Genomic DNA, 17,968 nt, shown 5'->3' with positions numbered 1-17,968 from the left:
AACATCCAGATCGGTGGGGAGAACAACGATACTGGCATATTTTAATAAATGATTTGACAAAAAACAAGAAAGAATGGAATCTGAAACTCCCGGTTGAATTATGGCTAATTCTGCATCTTACCTAATTTTTTTGTAAGTTTGAAAGATGCGAATTTGACCGTTTTATCAATACTTTAAGATCGAAATAAATGATTTCAGTGAAAGCATATGCAAAGATAAATTTGGGATTGCGAATCCTTAACCGAAGAGAAGATGGCTACCATAATCTCGAAACGATATTTTTGCGGGTTAATCCTTTTGATGAAATTATATTAACTGAAGCAACCGAGATAAGCTTCAACTCCAATGATCTGAATTTGAACTCCGATTCCTCTAACCTCTGCATTAAAGCGGCTAGGATCTTAAACGATCATTTTCATCCTAATAATGGTGTGAAGATAAATCTTCAAAAAAATATCCCGATAGGCGCAGGAATGGGTGGAGGAAGTTCCGATGCGGCAGCAACACTCCTTGGACTAGTAAAATTATGGAATCTAAAAATTACGGAAGAAGAACTGAAATCGATTGCTTTAAAACTCGGTTCTGATGTCCCTTATTTCCTAAAACCTGGTACAGCACACGCAACAGGCAGAGGAGAAGTGCTTGAATATTTTTCGTTACCACTTCCCTACTGGATTGTAATCCTTTACCCCAATGTTCATGTTTCTACTGCGTGGGCTTATCATTCACTTGAATCATCTCACATCAATCATATCCCACATCCGACATCTCCAATCCCTCTGAAGGATTTTCTTCTAAAAAATATTTATGACCCACACGAACTAAATCAAAATCTCATAAATGATTTTGAGCCGATAATATTACATGAGCATAAGCAAATCGGTTTTGCCAAACTATTGCTGTATTCCGAAGGAGCTTGTTTTGCTCAGATGTCTGGAAGCGGATCGTCTGTATTCGGTCTCTTCAACGATGAACATAAAGCTGTTTCAACAGCTAAAAAACTCCAGAATCGGTATAAAGTATTTATAACCCCTCCAAACTTTCACCCTGAATAAATCTAAATTGCATAACTGCTCAATAAACTTATTACTCACCAATCGCCAACCCGACTACCACATACCTAAATTGCATCTGTTACAGCTTTTCTATATATTTTTGAAATTAAATTTTGGTGAAAACCTGTTGCGAATATTTCTAATCAGCATCATAATAATTGTTTGCTCAATAATATCTTTCGCGCAAACAGTTTCAAGCGATTCACTCGCAGTCGATTCTGTCTCCCATCAGTTCCTTGCGCCCATACCGACAATTGGAGCGCTGGATAGGGAAAATCTTTCTTCCAATCAATTAATAGATTCAGTGATTAATTTCAGTAATTATCGATACTCAGTTGACCTGCTAGAATTGAAAGTCGGTATATTCAGTCGCGATTTCGGAAGTTTGGGTCCATTGCCGGGTTTAAATATTTTTGGTGTGGATGGAAAAGGTATTTCTTTTTTTGCGGATGGCATTCAGTTAAACGATCCGTTCACAGGGATTTACAATCCGTACTTATTTCCCACCGAAAGTATCGAACGTATTGAAACAATAACCGGAACTCGTGCCTTTCTCTACGGATTGAACAGCACAGGGGCGGCAATAAATTCTATAACTAAAAGTAAGAAAGCGTTAAAACCATATTCAAGAATACGATATTCCGAATCGGGATACGGATTCAGTATTATCGATGGCATGGTCAGTCAGGATGTGCTGCGCGGTATGAACATAACCGCAGGCGCGCAGCATACTGTGTATGGACAAAGATATCTGAATGAAAATTACGACAATTGGAATGCACGTATCAAAGTCCGCTATAATTTGAACGAGAATTTTAATTTATTCGCGTCCGAGATGTATAATCAATCACTCCTCGGTATCTGGCAGGGAGTTGATATAAAGCAGACACATGATTCTCTCCGCTACGAAGTATTGCAAGCTGTTGTTCGAAACACTGAAGCGTACGAGAAGATCGCAAGGCACGATATTCAACTTGGTATTGCCTCCCGGCTGCTTCCAGACACGAGCGCTATCAGTATGTTAACCCTGTATTATATCTCAAACGTAAGGCAATACCGTGATCTTGAGAATAGACCTATCTCGAATGGTATCTTCTCCGATCAAAAATATGTGAGCAATTGGTTCGGGGCAAAAGCCACTCAGAGTTTGACAATCGAAAGACACTCATTCGATTTCGGAGCCGGAATTCAATCACAGCAAATTACACACTCGACGACTGATCAAAAAAGAAGTGCGGTGTTAGCTGATTTATATGGCAAAGGGGAAATAATAATTTCAGAACAGATGCGAATATCACCATATTCTCGCCTCGACTTCGCAAATTCCAGAACGATTCTTGGTTTTGGTACTGATACAAGATTTCAACTCACACCTTGTTTGACTATCTTCGGCGGATATTCAAGATCTTATCGTTTACCGACATTCCAAGAAAAGATTGGAATCGATACTATCATATCATCAGACCTGAATAACGATCCGGAACGACATCATTTATTAGAAGCAGGTTTGAGTTGGGATCCTGTTGAAAATATGAACATCGAAATTAAATCTTTCAACAGAATAATTTGGAATGCGATTAATATTAATCGATCACCCGAAGGATTATCAGTCCCATTTGCATATACCAGATCTACCAAAAATATCATTCGCGGAATCGCCGGAAGTACCAGAGCACAGTACTGGCTTTTATTATTTGAAGGAACAGCAGAGTATCTCGATATAAACGAGAATTCAACTCCAACCTCCTCCCTCCCGCGTTGGTCATTTACCGGAGCGTTATATTATCGGAATAAAATACTCGGTGATCACCTCGACTTAAAATGCGGACTCAGAGGAAGATACTTCAGCAATTATTTTGCAGAAGAATATAATTTTGAAGTGGAAGAATACTTACTGTCAGATTACGGTTACCAGATTCAACAGAACGGTGTTCTTGACCTTGTAATACTCGCACATTTAGGTCAAGCATATATTCATTTGATTTGGGATAATGTATTAAATCGAAAATATATAATGAATGCCTTTTATCCTATGCCCGAAAGGCAAATGAGGTTCGGTGTGAGCTGGGAATTTTTAGATTAATAAAAAGTGAGTTGTTAATTTGTAAGTAGTGATATTGAATGAAAAATGGTAGAACAAATCATATCGTGACAATATTCGGAAGTTCAAAACCATTACGAGGTGATGCGGAATATCAAACTGCTTACGAGATAGGCAAAACTCTCGCCGTTAATGGTTATACAATTTGCAACGGCGGTTACGGCGGAATAATGGAAGCCAGCGCTGAAGGAGCAAAAGATGCTAACGGAAAAACGATCGGAGTAATTGCAGAATACTTCAACCGCGATGCTAACAATTACATCCTTGAGACCGTGAAAGTAAAAACATTAACCGACCGGTTGTTGAAATTGATTGATCTTGGCGATGCATATATCGCACTTAAGGGAAGCACTGGAACCCTTGTAGAATTATCTATGGTATGGGAATTCCTAAACAAATCTGTAATGAAAGAAAAACCGATTATTTTATTTGGAAATTTTTGGAATCCTATAGTTGATACCCTTGCAACTGAGTTGGTGCACGAAGGATTCGAGAACGTTACGAAATTTATTCGATACGCCAATCATCCTGATGATTGCATAAAAATATTAAAATCATCTTTGAAGAGCTGTAACATTTAGCGAAAACAAGCGTTACAATAACCTGAACAATTGAAAGGAATCAATATGGAAACACGCAACCCTCAAATGGCGGCACCACAACCAGTTGCATTTCATTATGCCGGATTCTGGAAACGATTTTTAGCATACATTATCGACCAGATGATAATGGGAGTTTTAGGTATTTTTATTGTTATTCCCTTTTTGGCGATGATGGGTATCAGTTTATGGAATGAAGATTTTGATCCATCCATCGGTTTAGTCGTTTGGATGATAGGCGCATACTTCACAATGATCATGACCATCGTGATCGGAGAATGGTTATACTATGCATTGATGGAATCGATGAAAGGTGCAACTCTCGGAAAGATGGCGCTTGGGATTACCGTTACCGATCTTCAGGGCAATAGGATTTCCTTCGGCAGAGCAACGGGAAGATATTTCGGAAAAATAATTTCGAGTCTAACAATGAGCATAGGTTACATTATGGCCGGATTCACACAACGTAAACAGGCACTGCACGATTTGATTGCCGGGTGTTTGGTGATAAATAAATATTGAGATTTCCTTAATGCACAATTTACATATCGGACTTTCATTATCTACCAGAGACACCAGGCAAAAATAAGGAAAAGGTTAATGAAAAAATATCAATTCTTAATCATTATTTACCTCCTCATCAGCATCATCATTGATCAAACAACATTTGCTCAACCGAAAATTTTTCCCCAACCACTGAGTCCGCGAATAGCCAATTACGATATCGATGTAAAACTTGATGTCCAAAAACGCTTGTTAAACGGTCATCAGATTCTTCAGTGGCATAACAAATCAACCGACGTGCTGAATGAACTACAATTTCATCTTTACCTCAACGCATTCCGAAATAATAAATCTACTTTCATGAAAGAATCAGGTGGCTTGAGTCGGGGATTTAAAATTGAAAAAAACGGTTGGGGTTTCAGTGAAATTAAAAAGATTAAACTCGCCTCCGGCGAAGATTTAACGAGAACTATTCAATTCATTCAACCTGATGATGACAACATAGATGATAAAACAGTTTTTCGCTTACCTTTGCCAAAACCTCTTCAGCCGGGCGATTCGATTAAATTAGAAATCGATTTTGTGGCACTGTTACCTGAACCGCCCTTCGCCCGCTCGGGAGCTAAAGAAGAATATTTTTTCATAGGTCAATGGTTTCCAAAAATCGGAGTCTATATTGATCATCAATGGAATTGCCATCAGTATCACGCACATTCTGAATTCTTTGCTGACTTCGGTGTGTATGATGTTAAAATGACTGTCCCCGATAAAAACATCGTTGGTGCGACCGGTATTCAGGTAGAAGTGAAAAAAAACAATGATGGCACTTCAACCCACCGGTATCGAGCCGAAGATGTGCACGATTTTGCATGGACTACAAGCCCGGAGTTTGTTGAATTCAAAGGCAAAGCACAGGATGTCGATATCCGGGTTTTAATGCAACCCGATCACGCAGATCAAGGTAACCGTCATCTTGAAGTGGCAAAAATTGTAGTCGAATATCATCAAAATTGGTACGGAGATTATCCCTATCCAAATCTAACTGTCGTTGATCCCCGGCGAGATGCAGGAGGTTCCGGTGGAATGGAATACCCGACTCTTATAACTGCCGGCACATTGTATGGCTTGCCTGCCGGTGTGCGTGCTGTTGAAATGGTAATCATACATGAATTCGGACACAATTACTGGTATCATCTTCTCGCTTCGAATGAATTCGAAGAAAGCTGGTTGGACGAAGGTATAAACAGCTATACTGAAAATCAAATCTTTGAATCGGCATACGGTAACGACGGTAATTTTCTTAACTTCCTCGGAATCAAAATAAACGATCTGCAATTTCAACGAGCACAGTATATTCCCATGGCAGATTATGATCCCACAACACGAAACGCATGGCAATATTATTCCGGTGGAAGTTATGCAGTCAATTCATACATGAAACCGAGTATCTTTCTTACGACCCTTCAGAATTTTGTCGGGAAAGAAAGAATGTTCAAAATTATGCGCCTATATTCCGAACGTTGGAGATTTAAACATCCAAAAACACAGGATTTTATTGATATCGCGAATGAAGTATACCCCCAAGACCGTTCAACAGATGAACCGGAATATTCCAGAATTCAAAATCCGCAATCGGTCACATCAGATCAAGGGAAACAAAATCTTGATTGGTTTTTTCAACAAGCCCTATATACCAACGCGGTTTTGGATTATAGCGTTGATTACGTTTCCTCTAAAAAAATATCAAACGATAAAGGTTTCGATTATGATCGCGCCATTCAGGAAACAGTTGACGGAAAAGAATTTCAAAGCGAGAAAGAGGATGAAGACACAACAGGCACATATATAAGTGAAGTGAAGATACGCCGGCTCGGTTCTTTTATATTTCCTGTGGAGATTGAAGTAAAGTTTGATAACGGAGAAACAGTGAGAGAACATTGGGACGGGAAGGAACTTTGGAAGAAATTAAGGTATACGAAATCCGCTAAACTCATTTCAGCGACTGTAGATCCGGATCGTAAAATTCCTCTCGATATCAATTTAACCAACAATGGAAAAACGATTGAGGGTCAAACGCTGGCAATTAATAAATTATCAGCCCGAATTTTGTTCTGGGCTCAATTCATACTCGACATGCCCGAGTTCATGAATTTGTTCACATTCTTCGCCAATTATTTCTGAGAAAACGGGATTGATGATTATGATATTAAGAAGTATTTTTGCCGGAATAGGTTCAGCGTTAAAAAACAAAATAATTATTGCTTTATTTTATATATCAAATCTCATCTTCGGAATAATTCTCATGATTCCTATTCGGTTCTTTATCGATAGGATGGTCGGGCAATCGACTATGGGAAGTAATCTGATACCGGGAACCGATATAGATTTTGTGTTTGAATTCCTGTTCAAAAATCAAAATGCGATTACCGGTGTGCGAGGATTAATTTTGATAGTCCCTATCATCTTCTGGCTATTCAGCTTATTCTTATCCGGAGGCGCTTTCAGCACATTCATTCATCGGCAAAAGTACGAAACATCATATTTTTGGGGAGAATCTGCTAAATATTTCGGCAGATTCTTTCGATTATTTTTATTCAACATTCCAATTTTCATATTATTTTATTCACTGCAATATCTTGAAACTGCAGTTCAACATCTCATCTATGGAAAAGATCCTTATCAATCTGTTATTTTTTGGGGTGGATGGATTAAAATTGCGATCGGATATATTGGATTGCTGATAGCTTATTTAGTATTTGATTACGCAAGAATATACATTGTCATGTTTGATGTCCGCGCCGCGCGAAAAGCATGGTGGCATGGATTCAAATTCACCTTCAAACATTTTCCGAGAACATTCAGCATCGGATTTATTTATTTTATTCTCGGAATTTTGTTCCTCGTTCTCTATAATCTAATCTCAGATTCAATCTTCGATCGCAATATATTCCTCATCGTCACGCTTATAATAATTCAGCAATTTTATATGTTAATCAGAACGTCTCTACGACTGGCACTTTACGGCAGTCAATCATTCTTATATAAATATTTCGACACAATTGAAGCCGAAGAATCGACAAATTAAGAATCCTTCTTTCACATTATATCAGTTTTTTAGAATTTAACATCTTTTTTCTTATCTTCTAAATACAACCATTCAACAAACTTATATTGGATAAAAATGAGACAATCTCCAGTTATATTATTATTTATTTTAATGGCTTCAACCATTTGCTTCACTCAAGATTCACGCGACTTACTGAATCCTTCTGTCCGGGAGATTCTTAATAATGGATTAGACGGTGAGAAGGCAAAAGAACATGTAGTTGAACTAACTAAATTCCACAGAGTTCAAGCTTCTCCCGGATATCGGGAGGCGGCTAATTACGTTTTGGGAAAATTAAGAGAATATGGATTTTCGGAAAAAGAGGCGCACATCGAATCCTTCCTATCCGATGGAAAAAAAGAATATCAAACTTGGCAATCACCATCCGGCTGGGATGTTACATCAGCGACTTTAAGCATAGTACAACCGGAAGAATCCATTCTCGCATCGTATCCCGATGTACCGATGAGTTTGATGACATACTCAAACCCCGGTGATGTGACGGCTGAAGTTGTTTGGGTGGGTGCTGGAACAAACGACACTGATTATGTCCGAAAGAATGTTAAAGGAAAATTTGTACTCGCCACCGGCAGCGGCGAAGATGTTCACCGACTTGCTGTTATTAAATACGGTGCAAAAGCTGTTGTGAATTATTTAGATGAGAAACGCGGACGCGAAAATCCCGATATGATTCGATACACAGGTATCTGGCCCCGCACCGAAGAACTCGGTAAAATCACTTTCGGATTCAATATCTCGAATAAGAATGGTGAGAAACTCAAAGCGATGCTTGCCGAAGGAAAAAAAGTTGTTCTCCACGGCGCTGTTCAGGGAAAAGGATTATATCCGGCAACAATGGAGGTTGTAGTTGCAACAATTCGCGGTAAACAGTTCCCCGATGAAGAACTGGTCTTCACCGCACACTTAGATCACCCAAAAGAATGCGCGAACGATAATGCAAGTGGGTCTGCGGCAATTCTCGATATCGCCCGCACATTTAAAGAGCTTGTGAAGCAAAGAAAACTACCGCAACCGAGTCGCACCATAAAATTTTTCTGGATTCCTGAATGGTACGGTACTATGGCGTATATCGATGCTCATCCCGAATTTGCTGGTCCCACATCCGGCGGAAAAACTGTTGCCGCTATAAACATGGATATGGTTGGAGAAAATTTAGAACTCTTACATTCCAAGATGTATGTTGTCAAATCGCCATGGTCAGTTGCATCTTGTTTGAATGATGTTGTTGCAAATATGGCATCAATGGTTGATAAGATGAATATTCAAAAATCAGGCGGCAGCAAGTCACAATTCAATTACCGTGTCGTTCAATTCCGCGGAGGAAGCGATCACATGATGCTCCTTGACAGAAAAATTCCGACTGTGATGCTATCTCATTCTGATTATACTCACCATACAACATACGACACACCGTCGAATGTAGACCCAACCGAATTACAACGTGCAGAGATGATTGCCGCTTCTTCGCTTTGGTATTTAGCTAATCTATCAGCCGGTGAAGCATTCGATCTATTCGAACTCGTTAAAGCAAATACTTATCAACGCTTTGGTGAGATGGCTCGCGTAACACGCGCGCATATAACCGGGGCACAAATTAAAGATTTGCCAATGGCATGGTCAGAATCGGATAATGCACTAAGCAACCAATTCAATTTTGATGTCGAAGCGGCAAAATCGATATTACACTTCAATAAAGATCCGGAACTTGCCAAATTACTTGATCAAGTTCAAGCACATTACGGAAAACGATTTGAATTTCTATTCGGACTTACCCGCGCGAATGCAGAAGCATCGGGTTATGGAGCCGATATGGGAGCTCCTATAAACACTCAACCGGATGATAGAATTCCAGAAAGACTTACACGCGGACCCATCGACCTCCGCCTCCCCTGGAGTAAGCTACCACCGAAAGAAGCAGCTTGGTATCAAGGAGAAGATTTTACTTTGAATGACTCAAAACGATTTGAAATAATCAATCTGATTGATGGAAAGCGAAAAGTTTCGGAGATTAGAAATTCTTTTATCGCAGAATTCGGTTCAACTCCCGATTCTGTTGTTAATCGTTTCATTGGTGATCTCGTAAAAATAAAAGTACTTAAATGGAAATAAGATGCAGAACGATTGAAACATAGTGATGGCATCATTTCACGGCATCAATTAAAAGGCAGTTTATACAAATATAGACTGCCTTTGCCATTTCTTTATGCTTTTGATATATTCTGTAAGTAGTAGTGTGTTGAGTATTTGAGATATTTTATCACATTCACTTAAATTCTCAACGACTCATCTACTCATATACTTCTTTATGAAAAAATACACAATAAAAAAATCGAACGAAACGCTTCACATTGTTCAACCATCTCGATTTCAAATCGATTATAAGACCGAATTGAACAGCGCGCAATACGATGCGGTCACATCAATTAATGGTCCGAATCTGATCATTGCCGGTGCCGGCACCGGGAAAACACGCACAATTGTATATCGTGTTTCATATCTCGTTGAGCTTGGAGTAAAACCGGAACATATTCTTCTTCTTACATTCACCCGCAAAGCGGCACAAGAAATGCTCAGGCGCGCTTCATTATTGTTGGATCACAGATGTGAAAGGGTTTCCGGCGGAACATTTCATTCTTTCTCGAATTCAATCCTCAGAAAATATTCAAATCTGATCGGATATGAACGAAATTTTACGATACTCGATCAGGGTGATGCTGAGGACGTGATGAACCTGATAAGAACTCGTCTAAAATTCGACACGCGCGAGCGCAGGTTTCCGAGAAAAGAGACGCTTTACGATTTGTACAGCCGATCGGTTAACACAAAAGCATCTTTAACTGAAATTTTAACTCTCGATTATCCGCACTATCTTGAGGATGAACCGGATATTCGAAAAGTGCATGAGTTATATTCTGAATATAAAATATCTCATGGAACAATGGATTATGATGATTTACTTCTAAACTTCAACAAACTCTTGAAACAGAATGAACCGGTTCGTGCGGAAACTTCGAACCATTTCAAATATATTATGGTTGATGAATATCAGGACACAAACAAACTTCAGGCAGAAATGGTTAAACTTCTCACATACAAACATCAGAATATCATGGTAGTAGGAGACGATTCACAGGCAATTTACGCATTCCGTGGTGCGACTATACGGAACATCTTGGATTTTCCCGACGATTATCCGGGATGCAATGTGATAAAACTTGAAGAGAATTTCAGGAGCACTCAATCGATTCTTAATGTTGCCAACGAAATTCTGAAACGCGCATTAGACTAATTCTTAGGAATACTGATGAAACAAAAAAAACTTTATTTATTTTTCATAATTCTAATTATCGGATGCCAACCTCCAAAACCAATCATTAAAGAAAAGCCACCACCCCCTCCGCCGGCAGTCAAAGAAATTGCACCGGATATGATCATCAAATTCGCGACGATCGATATATCCAAATTCGGGAGGAAAATTGAATTAAATGACATTCAAAAATTTGCCCGCCAAATAAAAAATGATTCAATAGATATTCTTACAGTGCAGGGCATTACTCGTTATCCCGATATAAAAACAAGAGCTGATCTTGTTGATGAACTCGCCAAAGAAACCGAGATGAGAAAATCATTCGGCGAAACGATAAACCTAGGCGGACGCCAAATGGGCAATAGCGTTTTTTCGGTTTACCCCATCCGATCGAGTGAGAATCTGCAGTTCGATAAAATTAAGTCTACCGGATTCGAAGCGGCTATGCAGACGATAATCGATTGCGGCGCGCAGAATTTGGTTGTAATCAGCACACATATCACGGAAAAAGCTTCTCTGGATGATCTAGAAAGCATCGTCGCCTCCTTAAAACAATTGCCCGAGACATTTCAAAGTTATCCGATAATCATAAGCGGGAATATCAACTCCAACAAACTTCTTGATAAATTCAGTGCTGTCGGTAATAAATCAGGTAACGGCTTAACAGGTGTCTGGTTTACAACGAACGGTACGCTGAAGATGATGAATCAATCCGAAATAGGATCGGTATATGGGAAGTTGACGATAGTAAAATTAGCATTATTCTCCCAACCTCATCCATGACGCTGAGACATAAATATTCCAAATTTCTTTTTACGAATAAGAGTGAAGGCAGTTTGCCTCAATTAATAATTGCGGAAAATGAAAACCTTCAGTCAAAGTTTGTTGTTCAGAAAATTCTTGAGCTTCGGGAACAGGGTGTCAACCTGGAAGAGGTTGCCGTTCTCTTCAGATCGTCATTCTTATCTTTCGACTTGGAAATCGAGCTTGCCAAAGCTAACATCTCATTCAGAAAATTCGGTGGATATAAATTTATAGAGACCGTACACGTCAAAGACATGATCGCGTATCTTCGCGTGCTTGAAAATCCACGCGATGTTGTTGCATGGAACAGAATATTGTTATTGATCGATGGGGTTGGTCCCCGCTCTGCCGAAAAGATTATCGACGACATCCTGCATAAGCGCGCAAATACTTCCATCTTAGATTTCTGGAAAGAATACAACAACTATTCACACAACGTGAAGGAATTATTTGAATTACTCAAATCAGTTTCAACCGATAAATTTGCACCTTCCGAGAAAGCGTCTCGCATCATCACTTATTACCATCCGATGATGAAAAAGAAATTCGATGATCATACAAAGCGGAAAAAAGACCTGGAAATGTTCGAACAAATTGCCGAAAGATACAAAGATGTCGGTTCTTTTTTAACCGACCTTGCACTTGAACCGCCAAATGAGAGCATTGCCGACATTGAACCGGTTAGCAGCGACAATGAATATTTAACATTATCTACCATTCACAGCGCAAAAGGATTGGAATGGCATAGCGTATTCATCATATACGCACTTGACGGGCGTTTTCCAACAATGTACGCGGCAAATAACATTGAAGAACTGGAAGAAGAACGTCGCCTTATGTACGTCGCATGCACACGCGCAAAAGAAAATTTATTTATCACTTACCCAATCAACATATACGATAGAGAAAGCGGCACTATTCTTACGAAACCATCCCGATTCCTCGAAGGATTAAATGATAAGTTGCTGGAACCTTGGGTGGTAGATGAGGAAGGATGAAATGATAGATATGAGATATGAATCATGAGTTATTAGTTATGAGTGTCATTTTTACTTTTTACTTTTTACTTTTTAATTGATAGATCATGGAAAAGAAAAAAGATTTTATTAATGGCTTGAAAAAAGCATGGCGTGATGAAATGCTGAGTGCCCAGGACTACAGGGCATTGGCAAATCAGGAAAAAAATAGTGCGAAAAAAGATATTCTGATTCGCATGGCAGAAGCCGAAGAACGACATGCCGAAACATGGGCAAAACGGCTTCGCGAACTCGATGTTCATGTTGGAATATTTTCTGAAACATTCCCAGAAAAAATGCGCCGATTGATATTGCTTAAAAGCGATGCCGAGGTTGCGGCAAAAATGCTTGAGGCGGATGAATTACAAGCTGACAAACTGTACGACAATTTATTAAATAACGCTCAATCTGATACCGATAAATCTTCCATCTTGGAAGCACAAAAAGAAGAACATGCACACAGCAAAGTTTTGGAAGAATTCGGGAATACAACCACTTCGCATCTTCCGCAAAATAGACTGGAAAAAATATTAGGCAGAGAGAAATGGCATGTGCATGCTGGCGGGTGGATAGGTCAGGCGATATACGGCGTTAACGATGGATTAGGTGCGGCGTTCGGTGTAGTCAGCGGTGTTGCAGGTGCAACAAGCGCCAACAGTGAATTTATACTTCTCAGCGGTTTCGCAGCCACGATTGCCTCCGCCCTTTCGATGGGAAGCGGTGCCTACCTGGCAACAAAATCTGAACGTGAAGTGTATGAAGCGGAAATTGAAAAAGAACGACGGGAGATCTCAGAAAATCCTCAGGAAGAGATTGAAGAAATGGAACTCTTCTATCAACTCAAGGGCTTCAGTGAAGAAGAAGCCAGAATCATGACAAAGAAACTTGCTGAACAACCCGATCATCTATTGACAACGCTGGCGCATGAAGAATTGGGTTTATCTGAAAAATCTTTTCCCAACCAATGGAAAGCTGCAACCAGCGCAACTATCAGCACGGCAATAGGCGCGTCGGTGCCTGTTATTCCATTTATTTTTTTCACCGGGATAGAAGGATTGCTAATTTCGCTGATTGTAAGTACTCTGGCTCATTTTCTTGTCGGCGCATCGAAGGTGATTGTAACAGGTCGCTCATGGCTTAAAGGTGGAACAGAAATGACGCTAGTTGGATTGGGTGAAGCGGCGATTACATATGTGATTGGAATTTTAATAGCACCAACGCTTGGATAAGTTACGTCTATGCGGATTCAGATGATAAATATCATCCTAAGTGAGATATGCTATAAACCTGTACATCTAAACTATTCGAAAGTAACATACAATGAAAGATCGATCCGATAGTGTCTCGAATTTTAAACTCCAACAGCAACTCAGACTGCTCGACGAACGGATTCGCCGCATCGAGCAAGAACTGAATATAACTTTCTCACAAGCAGAATCGAAAGAAAATCATCCACTGCCGACATCTGTTGACACAGAAGAACGGGAAGATAAACTCGAATTTCGCATTGGTCAATATTGGTTCGCAAAAGTCGGCATTCTAATCCTCGCGATCGGGATAGGGTTATTACTTACATTTCCGTTTCAAAATCTACCCCCGATAATGCCAAGTTTATTCGGTTACGGTATTACGTTGGCTCTGGTAGGTTGTTCTTATTACTGGAGAAAATCTTATACATTAATTTCACAATATTTCATGGGAAGCGGATTGCTCCTGTTATATTTTTCAACACTTCGGCTTCACTTTTTCAGTGATCCTTATGTTATTGATAATATCGTGATCGAGCAAATTTTATTGGCTTCTGTTGTAATAATTAATTTGTTCGTTGCCACCCGCAGAAATTCTGTATATCTTGCCGGTATCAATATTACACTCGGATATTTTACAGCGTTAACCGGAGGCAATCCGTACTTCACATTCATTGTCATCTCACTCCTCTCGGTTTACGCCATTTATCTTCAGGTACGTTTTCAATGGATTTGGATTACCATATACTCGTCAATCATGGCTTATCTTACGCACGCCATTTGGTCTCTGAATAATCCGTTCATCGGTAATCCCCTTCAAATCGTATCGACTCCAAATCTACATGTATATTTTATTTTGCTATATGGATTGATAAATACGGTTGGCATAATCATCCGTCGAAATCGAGAAGAAGATGCACCTGCAATAATAAACGTCATATTGAATAGTGTTGTGTGTTACGGTTTATATTTATTGCTCACCCTTGCTTTACAACCTTCAGAGATCACACTAGCTCATATACTGGCATCGATTCCATTCCTAATATTATCATCAATTTTTTGGCTGAGAGATAAAACGAAGTTAATAACGTTTTTCTACGTCATGACCGGTTATCTTGCGTTGACTGTGGGAATTGTGTATTGGTTTGGACTGCCCGCATCGCTGGTATGGTTATCATGGCAAAGTCTACTAGTCATCACAACTGCAATATGGTACCGATCAAAGTACATTGTCGTTGCTAACTTTGGTATCTATCTCATCATTCTTATCGTGTACATGGCGACTGAAGAAGTCATAGGTGTGATGAGTCTTAGCTTCGGGATTGTGGCATTATTAAGCGCACGAATTATGAATGCCAAGCAGGATCGGCTTGAGTTGAAAACCGAAGTGATGCGGAGCGCATATCTCGCAGCAGCATTTGTATTCTTTCCATATACACTTTATCATATCCTTCCAAGGGAGTATGTTGCCCTCTCATGGGTTGCAGTTGCAATGATTTATTATTTACTTAATCTCATTTTGAAAAAACAGAAATATCGTTGGATGGCAGTTTTTACTCTTCTTCTCACTGTCGGTTACGTTCTTATTATGGGAACTAGCAATCTTGAACCAACCTATCGGATCCTCTCATTCATTATACTCGGAGTAGTACTCTTGATAATCTCAATGGTGTATACTCGCTTGCGTGCAAAGCATAATGTAGAACGTTGAGATGATGCGATTAATTCTAATTTATCCAAATTGTCCACTTTTATCCAATAAATTATTTATTCTGAAATATTATGACTATCTTGTAAAGAAGAATATTTTAAAGACGAAATGAAATCATTACAAATTGGCAATTTACATATACCGGTTCCAGTAATACAGGGTGGAATGGGTGTCGGAATATCACTATCGGGCTTAGCAGCAGCTGTAGCTAACGAAGGGGGAATCGGCGTGATTTCCAGCGCAGGTCTCGGACTTTTATACAAAGAATCATCAAAAGATTTTTTAGAGGCAAGCATCCTTGGTTTGCGCGAAGAGTTACGGAAAGCCCGTGAAAAAACCGGCGGTGTAATCGGAGTTAATATCATGGTGGCGATGTCCAATTTTGCCGATATGGTTAAGACAGCTATTGCCGAAAAAACCGATATAATTTTTGCCGGAGCGGGTCTTCCTTTAGACCTTCCGGGTTTTCTAAAAAAAGACAGCGTCACAAAATTAGCGCCAATTGTCTCATCAGCACGTGCCGCCAAAATCATTTGTGAAAAGTGGAAAAAGAATTACGACTACCTTCCAGATGCTATCGTAGTTGAAGGTCCAAAAGCCGGCGGGCACCTTGGTTTCAAACCTGAACAGATCGAAGATAAAGATTACTCACTCGAAAAATTGATACCGGAAGTTGTTCACGAAGTTAGGCAAATAGAAGAAATGTACAATCAGCCGATACCCGTTATCGCAGCCGGCGGTATTTACACCGGTAAAGATATTTATGATATTATGCAGTTAGGCGCTTCGGGTGTGCAAATGGGTACACGCTTCGTAACCACAGATGAATGCGATGCTTCGGACGCATTCAAGCAATCTTACATCGATGCTAAAAGCGAAGATATTGAGATTATTAAAAGTCCGGTTGGCATGCCGGGACGCGCGATCATGAGTAATTTTTTAGAGAAAGTTAAACAAGGGAAAAAGCAACCGCTTCAATGCCCATTCCAGTGCATTAAGACATGTGAAATTTCCAGCAGTCCATATTGCATTATCACCGCGCTGATAAATGCTCTAAAAGGAAATTTTGAAAAAGGATACGCATTCGCCGGCGCGAACGCTTTCAAAGCTACACGTATCACTTCCGTAAAAGAATTAATCCAATCTCTTATCTCAGAATTTAAAGCGGTAGAGTAAACACCTTCCGCGATTAATTTTGCAAATAAAATGAACTCCTCTTCAGACGCCAGGATCGATACCGATAAGCTTTATAAGATAACATTCGGTCTGGCAATTTTTACGATTGCTTACAACATAATCGAAGGAGTTATTTCAATTTACTTCGGTTACCAGGATGAGAGTTTCACTCTTTTCGGTTTCGGTGTTGATAGTTTCATCGAAGCGATCTCAGGACTTGGCATCGCGCATATGGTGATCCGCATTCATATGAAACCAGATACCTGCAGGGATAATTTTGAGCGCACCGCATTACGCATTACCGGATCGGCTTTTTATATTCTTACTGCCGGTCTTGTTGCAACCGGTATCTACAACCTCTATATCGGACACAAACCGGAATCGACATTCTGGGGAGTTGTTATTTCGATAATTTCAATTGCGGTGATGCTGATCTTAATTTATTGGAAGCGGCGGATGGGTAAAGCGCTCAACTCAGAAGCTATACTCGCCGATGCTGAATGCACAAGAGTCTGCGTGAACATGTCGATTGTACTGCTTGCCGCCAGCGCGATATACGAGATTGTGAAAATACCTTACATAGACGCAATTGGTTCGCTTGCACTCGCCTATTATTCGCTGAGAGAAGGAAAAGAGTGCTTCGAAAAATCAAAAAACAATAAACACTGTAGTTGCAATCACGAATAATATCGCGCAACGTAAACCTGAGATTGCATGCGGTGAGTATGACGAACCCGTTGAAGGATGACAGTTGCAAAGACTTCTAAGAACGATTCGTCATGCCGATATACATCCCGCCAAAATACGGAACCAGCCATATCAACCAAACCACCAAACTGTAACGGTGAAATTTAATTCGCAATTCCTCACTCCCCTTCCGCGTTACAATTGTAGCCCAGATTGCATGAACGAACATAAGCCATAAAGCAACCTGACCGGTAAAGGTGTGCGGTTCCAGAATATTGAATGGTCCTTTAGCCAACTGATGCATTGCTAATGTCCCCAAAACATCAAAAGTAAATCCCGTCCAAAAGGTAACCACATGCCACGGTTTAAGATATTTGGCAATTCGTTCAGACCAAACACCGATTGAGTAAAAGATGAGGGCTAATGAGATGAGAACAGTAGAGAGTATTAATTGAATTGACATATTGAACTATCGAACAAAAATAATTTATAGTTAAGGTAAACAAATGAAATCGAAACACAAAATCAAACTAAAATCAAATTATAAGAGACGTTTCCGATTTCCATTATCGAATTATTTCCTACATTTGCTCTTCAAAAAATTATTCGTATATTAATGGCAAAATTGGACTAT

15 protein-coding genes are annotated in these 17,968 nt (G+C 39.7%); 14 read left to right on the top strand and 1 reads right to left on the bottom strand.

Going from position 1 to position 17,968, the window contains the following annotated elements:
- Positions 1 to 188: 188 nt before the first annotated feature.
- The 14 genes from ispE to HZB59_05190 all read left to right on the top strand — a co-directional run bounded on the left by ispE (position 189) and on the right by HZB59_05190 (position 17,334).
- The gene (gene ispE, locus HZB59_05255; GenBank protein MBI5020824.1) at positions 189 to 1,055 is read left to right on the top strand and encodes a 4-(cytidine 5'-diphospho)-2-C-methyl-D-erythritol kinase; all 867 of its coding nucleotides are present in this window, start codon (positions 189 to 191) and stop codon (positions 1,053 to 1,055) included.
- Positions 1,056 to 1,155: 100 nt separating this feature from the next.
- Complete coding sequence (locus tag HZB59_05250; protein MBI5020823.1) at positions 1,156 to 3,138, top strand: TonB-dependent receptor; 1,983 nt, start codon at positions 1,156 to 1,158, stop codon at positions 3,136 to 3,138.
- Positions 3,139 to 3,176: 38 nt separating this feature from the next.
- The gene (locus HZB59_05245) at positions 3,177 to 3,737 is read left to right on the top strand and encodes an LOG family protein (protein MBI5020822.1); all 561 of its coding nucleotides are present in this window, start codon (positions 3,177 to 3,179) and stop codon (positions 3,735 to 3,737) included.
- 66 nt (positions 3,738 to 3,803) lie between these two features.
- Entirely contained in the window at positions 3,804 to 4,277 is a 474-nt protein-coding gene (locus tag HZB59_05240) for an RDD family protein (GenBank protein ID MBI5020821.1), read from the top strand.
- Between the two features lie 78 nt (positions 4,278 to 4,355).
- A complete protein-coding gene (locus tag HZB59_05235) occupies positions 4,356 to 6,440 on the top strand; it encodes a M1 family metallopeptidase (GenBank protein ID MBI5020820.1) in 2,085 nt (694 codons plus the stop codon).
- 19 nt (positions 6,441 to 6,459) lie between these two features.
- On the top strand, positions 6,460 to 7,344 hold the full coding sequence (locus HZB59_05230; GenBank protein ID MBI5020819.1) for a hypothetical protein: 885 nt from the start codon (positions 6,460 to 6,462) through the stop codon (positions 7,342 to 7,344).
- Between the two features lie 96 nt (positions 7,345 to 7,440).
- Positions 7,441 to 9,495, top strand: a complete 2,055-nt coding sequence (locus HZB59_05225) for a M28 family peptidase (protein ID MBI5020818.1) — start codon at positions 7,441 to 7,443, stop codon at positions 9,493 to 9,495.
- A 196-nt stretch (positions 9,496 to 9,691) separates the two neighbouring features.
- Positions 9,692 to 10,675, top strand: coding sequence for an ATP-dependent helicase (locus HZB59_05220; protein ID MBI5020817.1), 984 nt, complete (start codon positions 9,692 to 9,694; stop codon positions 10,673 to 10,675).
- 15 nt (positions 10,676 to 10,690) lie between these two features.
- On the top strand, positions 10,691 to 11,476 hold the full coding sequence (locus HZB59_05215; GenBank protein MBI5020816.1) for a hypothetical protein: 786 nt from the start codon (positions 10,691 to 10,693) through the stop codon (positions 11,474 to 11,476).
- 53 nt (positions 11,477 to 11,529) lie between these two features.
- The gene (locus HZB59_05210) at positions 11,530 to 12,495 is read left to right on the top strand and encodes an ATP-binding domain-containing protein (GenBank protein MBI5020815.1); all 966 of its coding nucleotides are present in this window, start codon (positions 11,530 to 11,532) and stop codon (positions 12,493 to 12,495) included.
- Positions 12,496 to 12,581: 86 nt separating this feature from the next.
- A complete protein-coding gene (locus HZB59_05205) occupies positions 12,582 to 13,742 on the top strand; it encodes a VIT1/CCC1 transporter family protein (GenBank protein ID MBI5020814.1) in 1,161 nt (386 codons plus the stop codon).
- Between the two features lie 91 nt (positions 13,743 to 13,833).
- Positions 13,834 to 15,471, top strand: coding sequence for a DUF2339 domain-containing protein (locus HZB59_05200; GenBank protein ID MBI5020813.1), 1,638 nt, complete (start codon positions 13,834 to 13,836; stop codon positions 15,469 to 15,471).
- 108 nt (positions 15,472 to 15,579) lie between these two features.
- Positions 15,580 to 16,647, top strand: a complete 1,068-nt coding sequence (locus HZB59_05195; protein MBI5020812.1) for a nitronate monooxygenase — start codon at positions 15,580 to 15,582, stop codon at positions 16,645 to 16,647.
- Positions 16,648 to 16,677: 30 nt separating this feature from the next.
- Entirely contained in the window at positions 16,678 to 17,334 is a 657-nt protein-coding gene (locus HZB59_05190) for a cation transporter (protein MBI5020811.1), read from the top strand.
- Positions 17,335 to 17,410: 76 nt separating this feature from the next.
- On the opposite strand, the gene HZB59_05185 is transcribed toward HZB59_05190, so the two are convergent.
- Positions 17,411 to 17,797 carry a TIGR03987 family protein gene (locus tag HZB59_05185; GenBank protein MBI5020810.1) on the bottom strand — a complete coding sequence of 129 codons (387 nt, stop codon included), beginning with the start codon at positions 17,795 to 17,797 and terminating at the stop codon, positions 17,411 to 17,413.
- Between the last annotated feature and the right edge of the window lie 171 nt (positions 17,798 to 17,968).

The sequence above is a fragment of the Ignavibacteriales bacterium genome, from assembly GCA_016214905.1.
Classification (GTDB): Bacteria; Bacteroidota; Ignavibacteria; order UBA10030; family SZUA-254; genus PNNN01.
Note: the sequence above shows the minus strand (reverse complement) of the source record. Positions and strands in the feature narration are given on the sequence as shown.

Excerpts from the sequence above, each read along its gene's own strand:
- HZB59_05245 (MBI5020822.1), top strand. The coding sequence starts at position 3,177 with ATGAAAAATGGTAGAACAAATCATATCGTGACAATATTCGGAAGTTCA.
- HZB59_05220 (MBI5020817.1), top strand. The coding sequence starts at position 9,692 with ATGAAAAAATACACAATAAAAAAATCGAACGAAACGCTTCACATTGTT.
- HZB59_05195 (MBI5020812.1), top strand. The coding sequence starts at position 15,580 with ATGAAATCATTACAAATTGGCAATTTACATATACCGGTTCCAGTAATA.
- HZB59_05190 (MBI5020811.1), top strand. The coding sequence starts at position 16,678 with ATGAACTCCTCTTCAGACGCCAGGATCGATACCGATAAGCTTTATAAG.
- HZB59_05240 (MBI5020821.1), top strand. The coding sequence starts at position 3,804 with ATGGCGGCACCACAACCAGTTGCATTTCATTATGCCGGATTCTGGAAA.
- HZB59_05230 (MBI5020819.1), top strand. The coding sequence starts at position 6,460 with ATGATATTAAGAAGTATTTTTGCCGGAATAGGTTCAGCGTTAAAAAAC.
- HZB59_05200 (MBI5020813.1), top strand. The coding sequence starts at position 13,834 with ATGAAAGATCGATCCGATAGTGTCTCGAATTTTAAACTCCAACAGCAA.
- ispE (MBI5020824.1), top strand. The coding sequence starts at position 189 with ATGATTTCAGTGAAAGCATATGCAAAGATAAATTTGGGATTGCGAATC.
- HZB59_05185 (MBI5020810.1), bottom strand. The coding sequence starts at position 17,797 with ATGTCAATTCAATTAATACTCTCTACTGTTCTCATCTCATTAGCCCTC.
- HZB59_05235 (MBI5020820.1), top strand. The coding sequence starts at position 4,356 with ATGAAAAAATATCAATTCTTAATCATTATTTACCTCCTCATCAGCATC.
- HZB59_05205 (MBI5020814.1), top strand. The coding sequence starts at position 12,582 with ATGGAAAAGAAAAAAGATTTTATTAATGGCTTGAAAAAAGCATGGCGT.
- HZB59_05215 (MBI5020816.1), top strand. The coding sequence starts at position 10,691 with ATGAAACAAAAAAAACTTTATTTATTTTTCATAATTCTAATTATCGGA.
- HZB59_05225 (MBI5020818.1), top strand. The coding sequence starts at position 7,441 with ATGAGACAATCTCCAGTTATATTATTATTTATTTTAATGGCTTCAACC.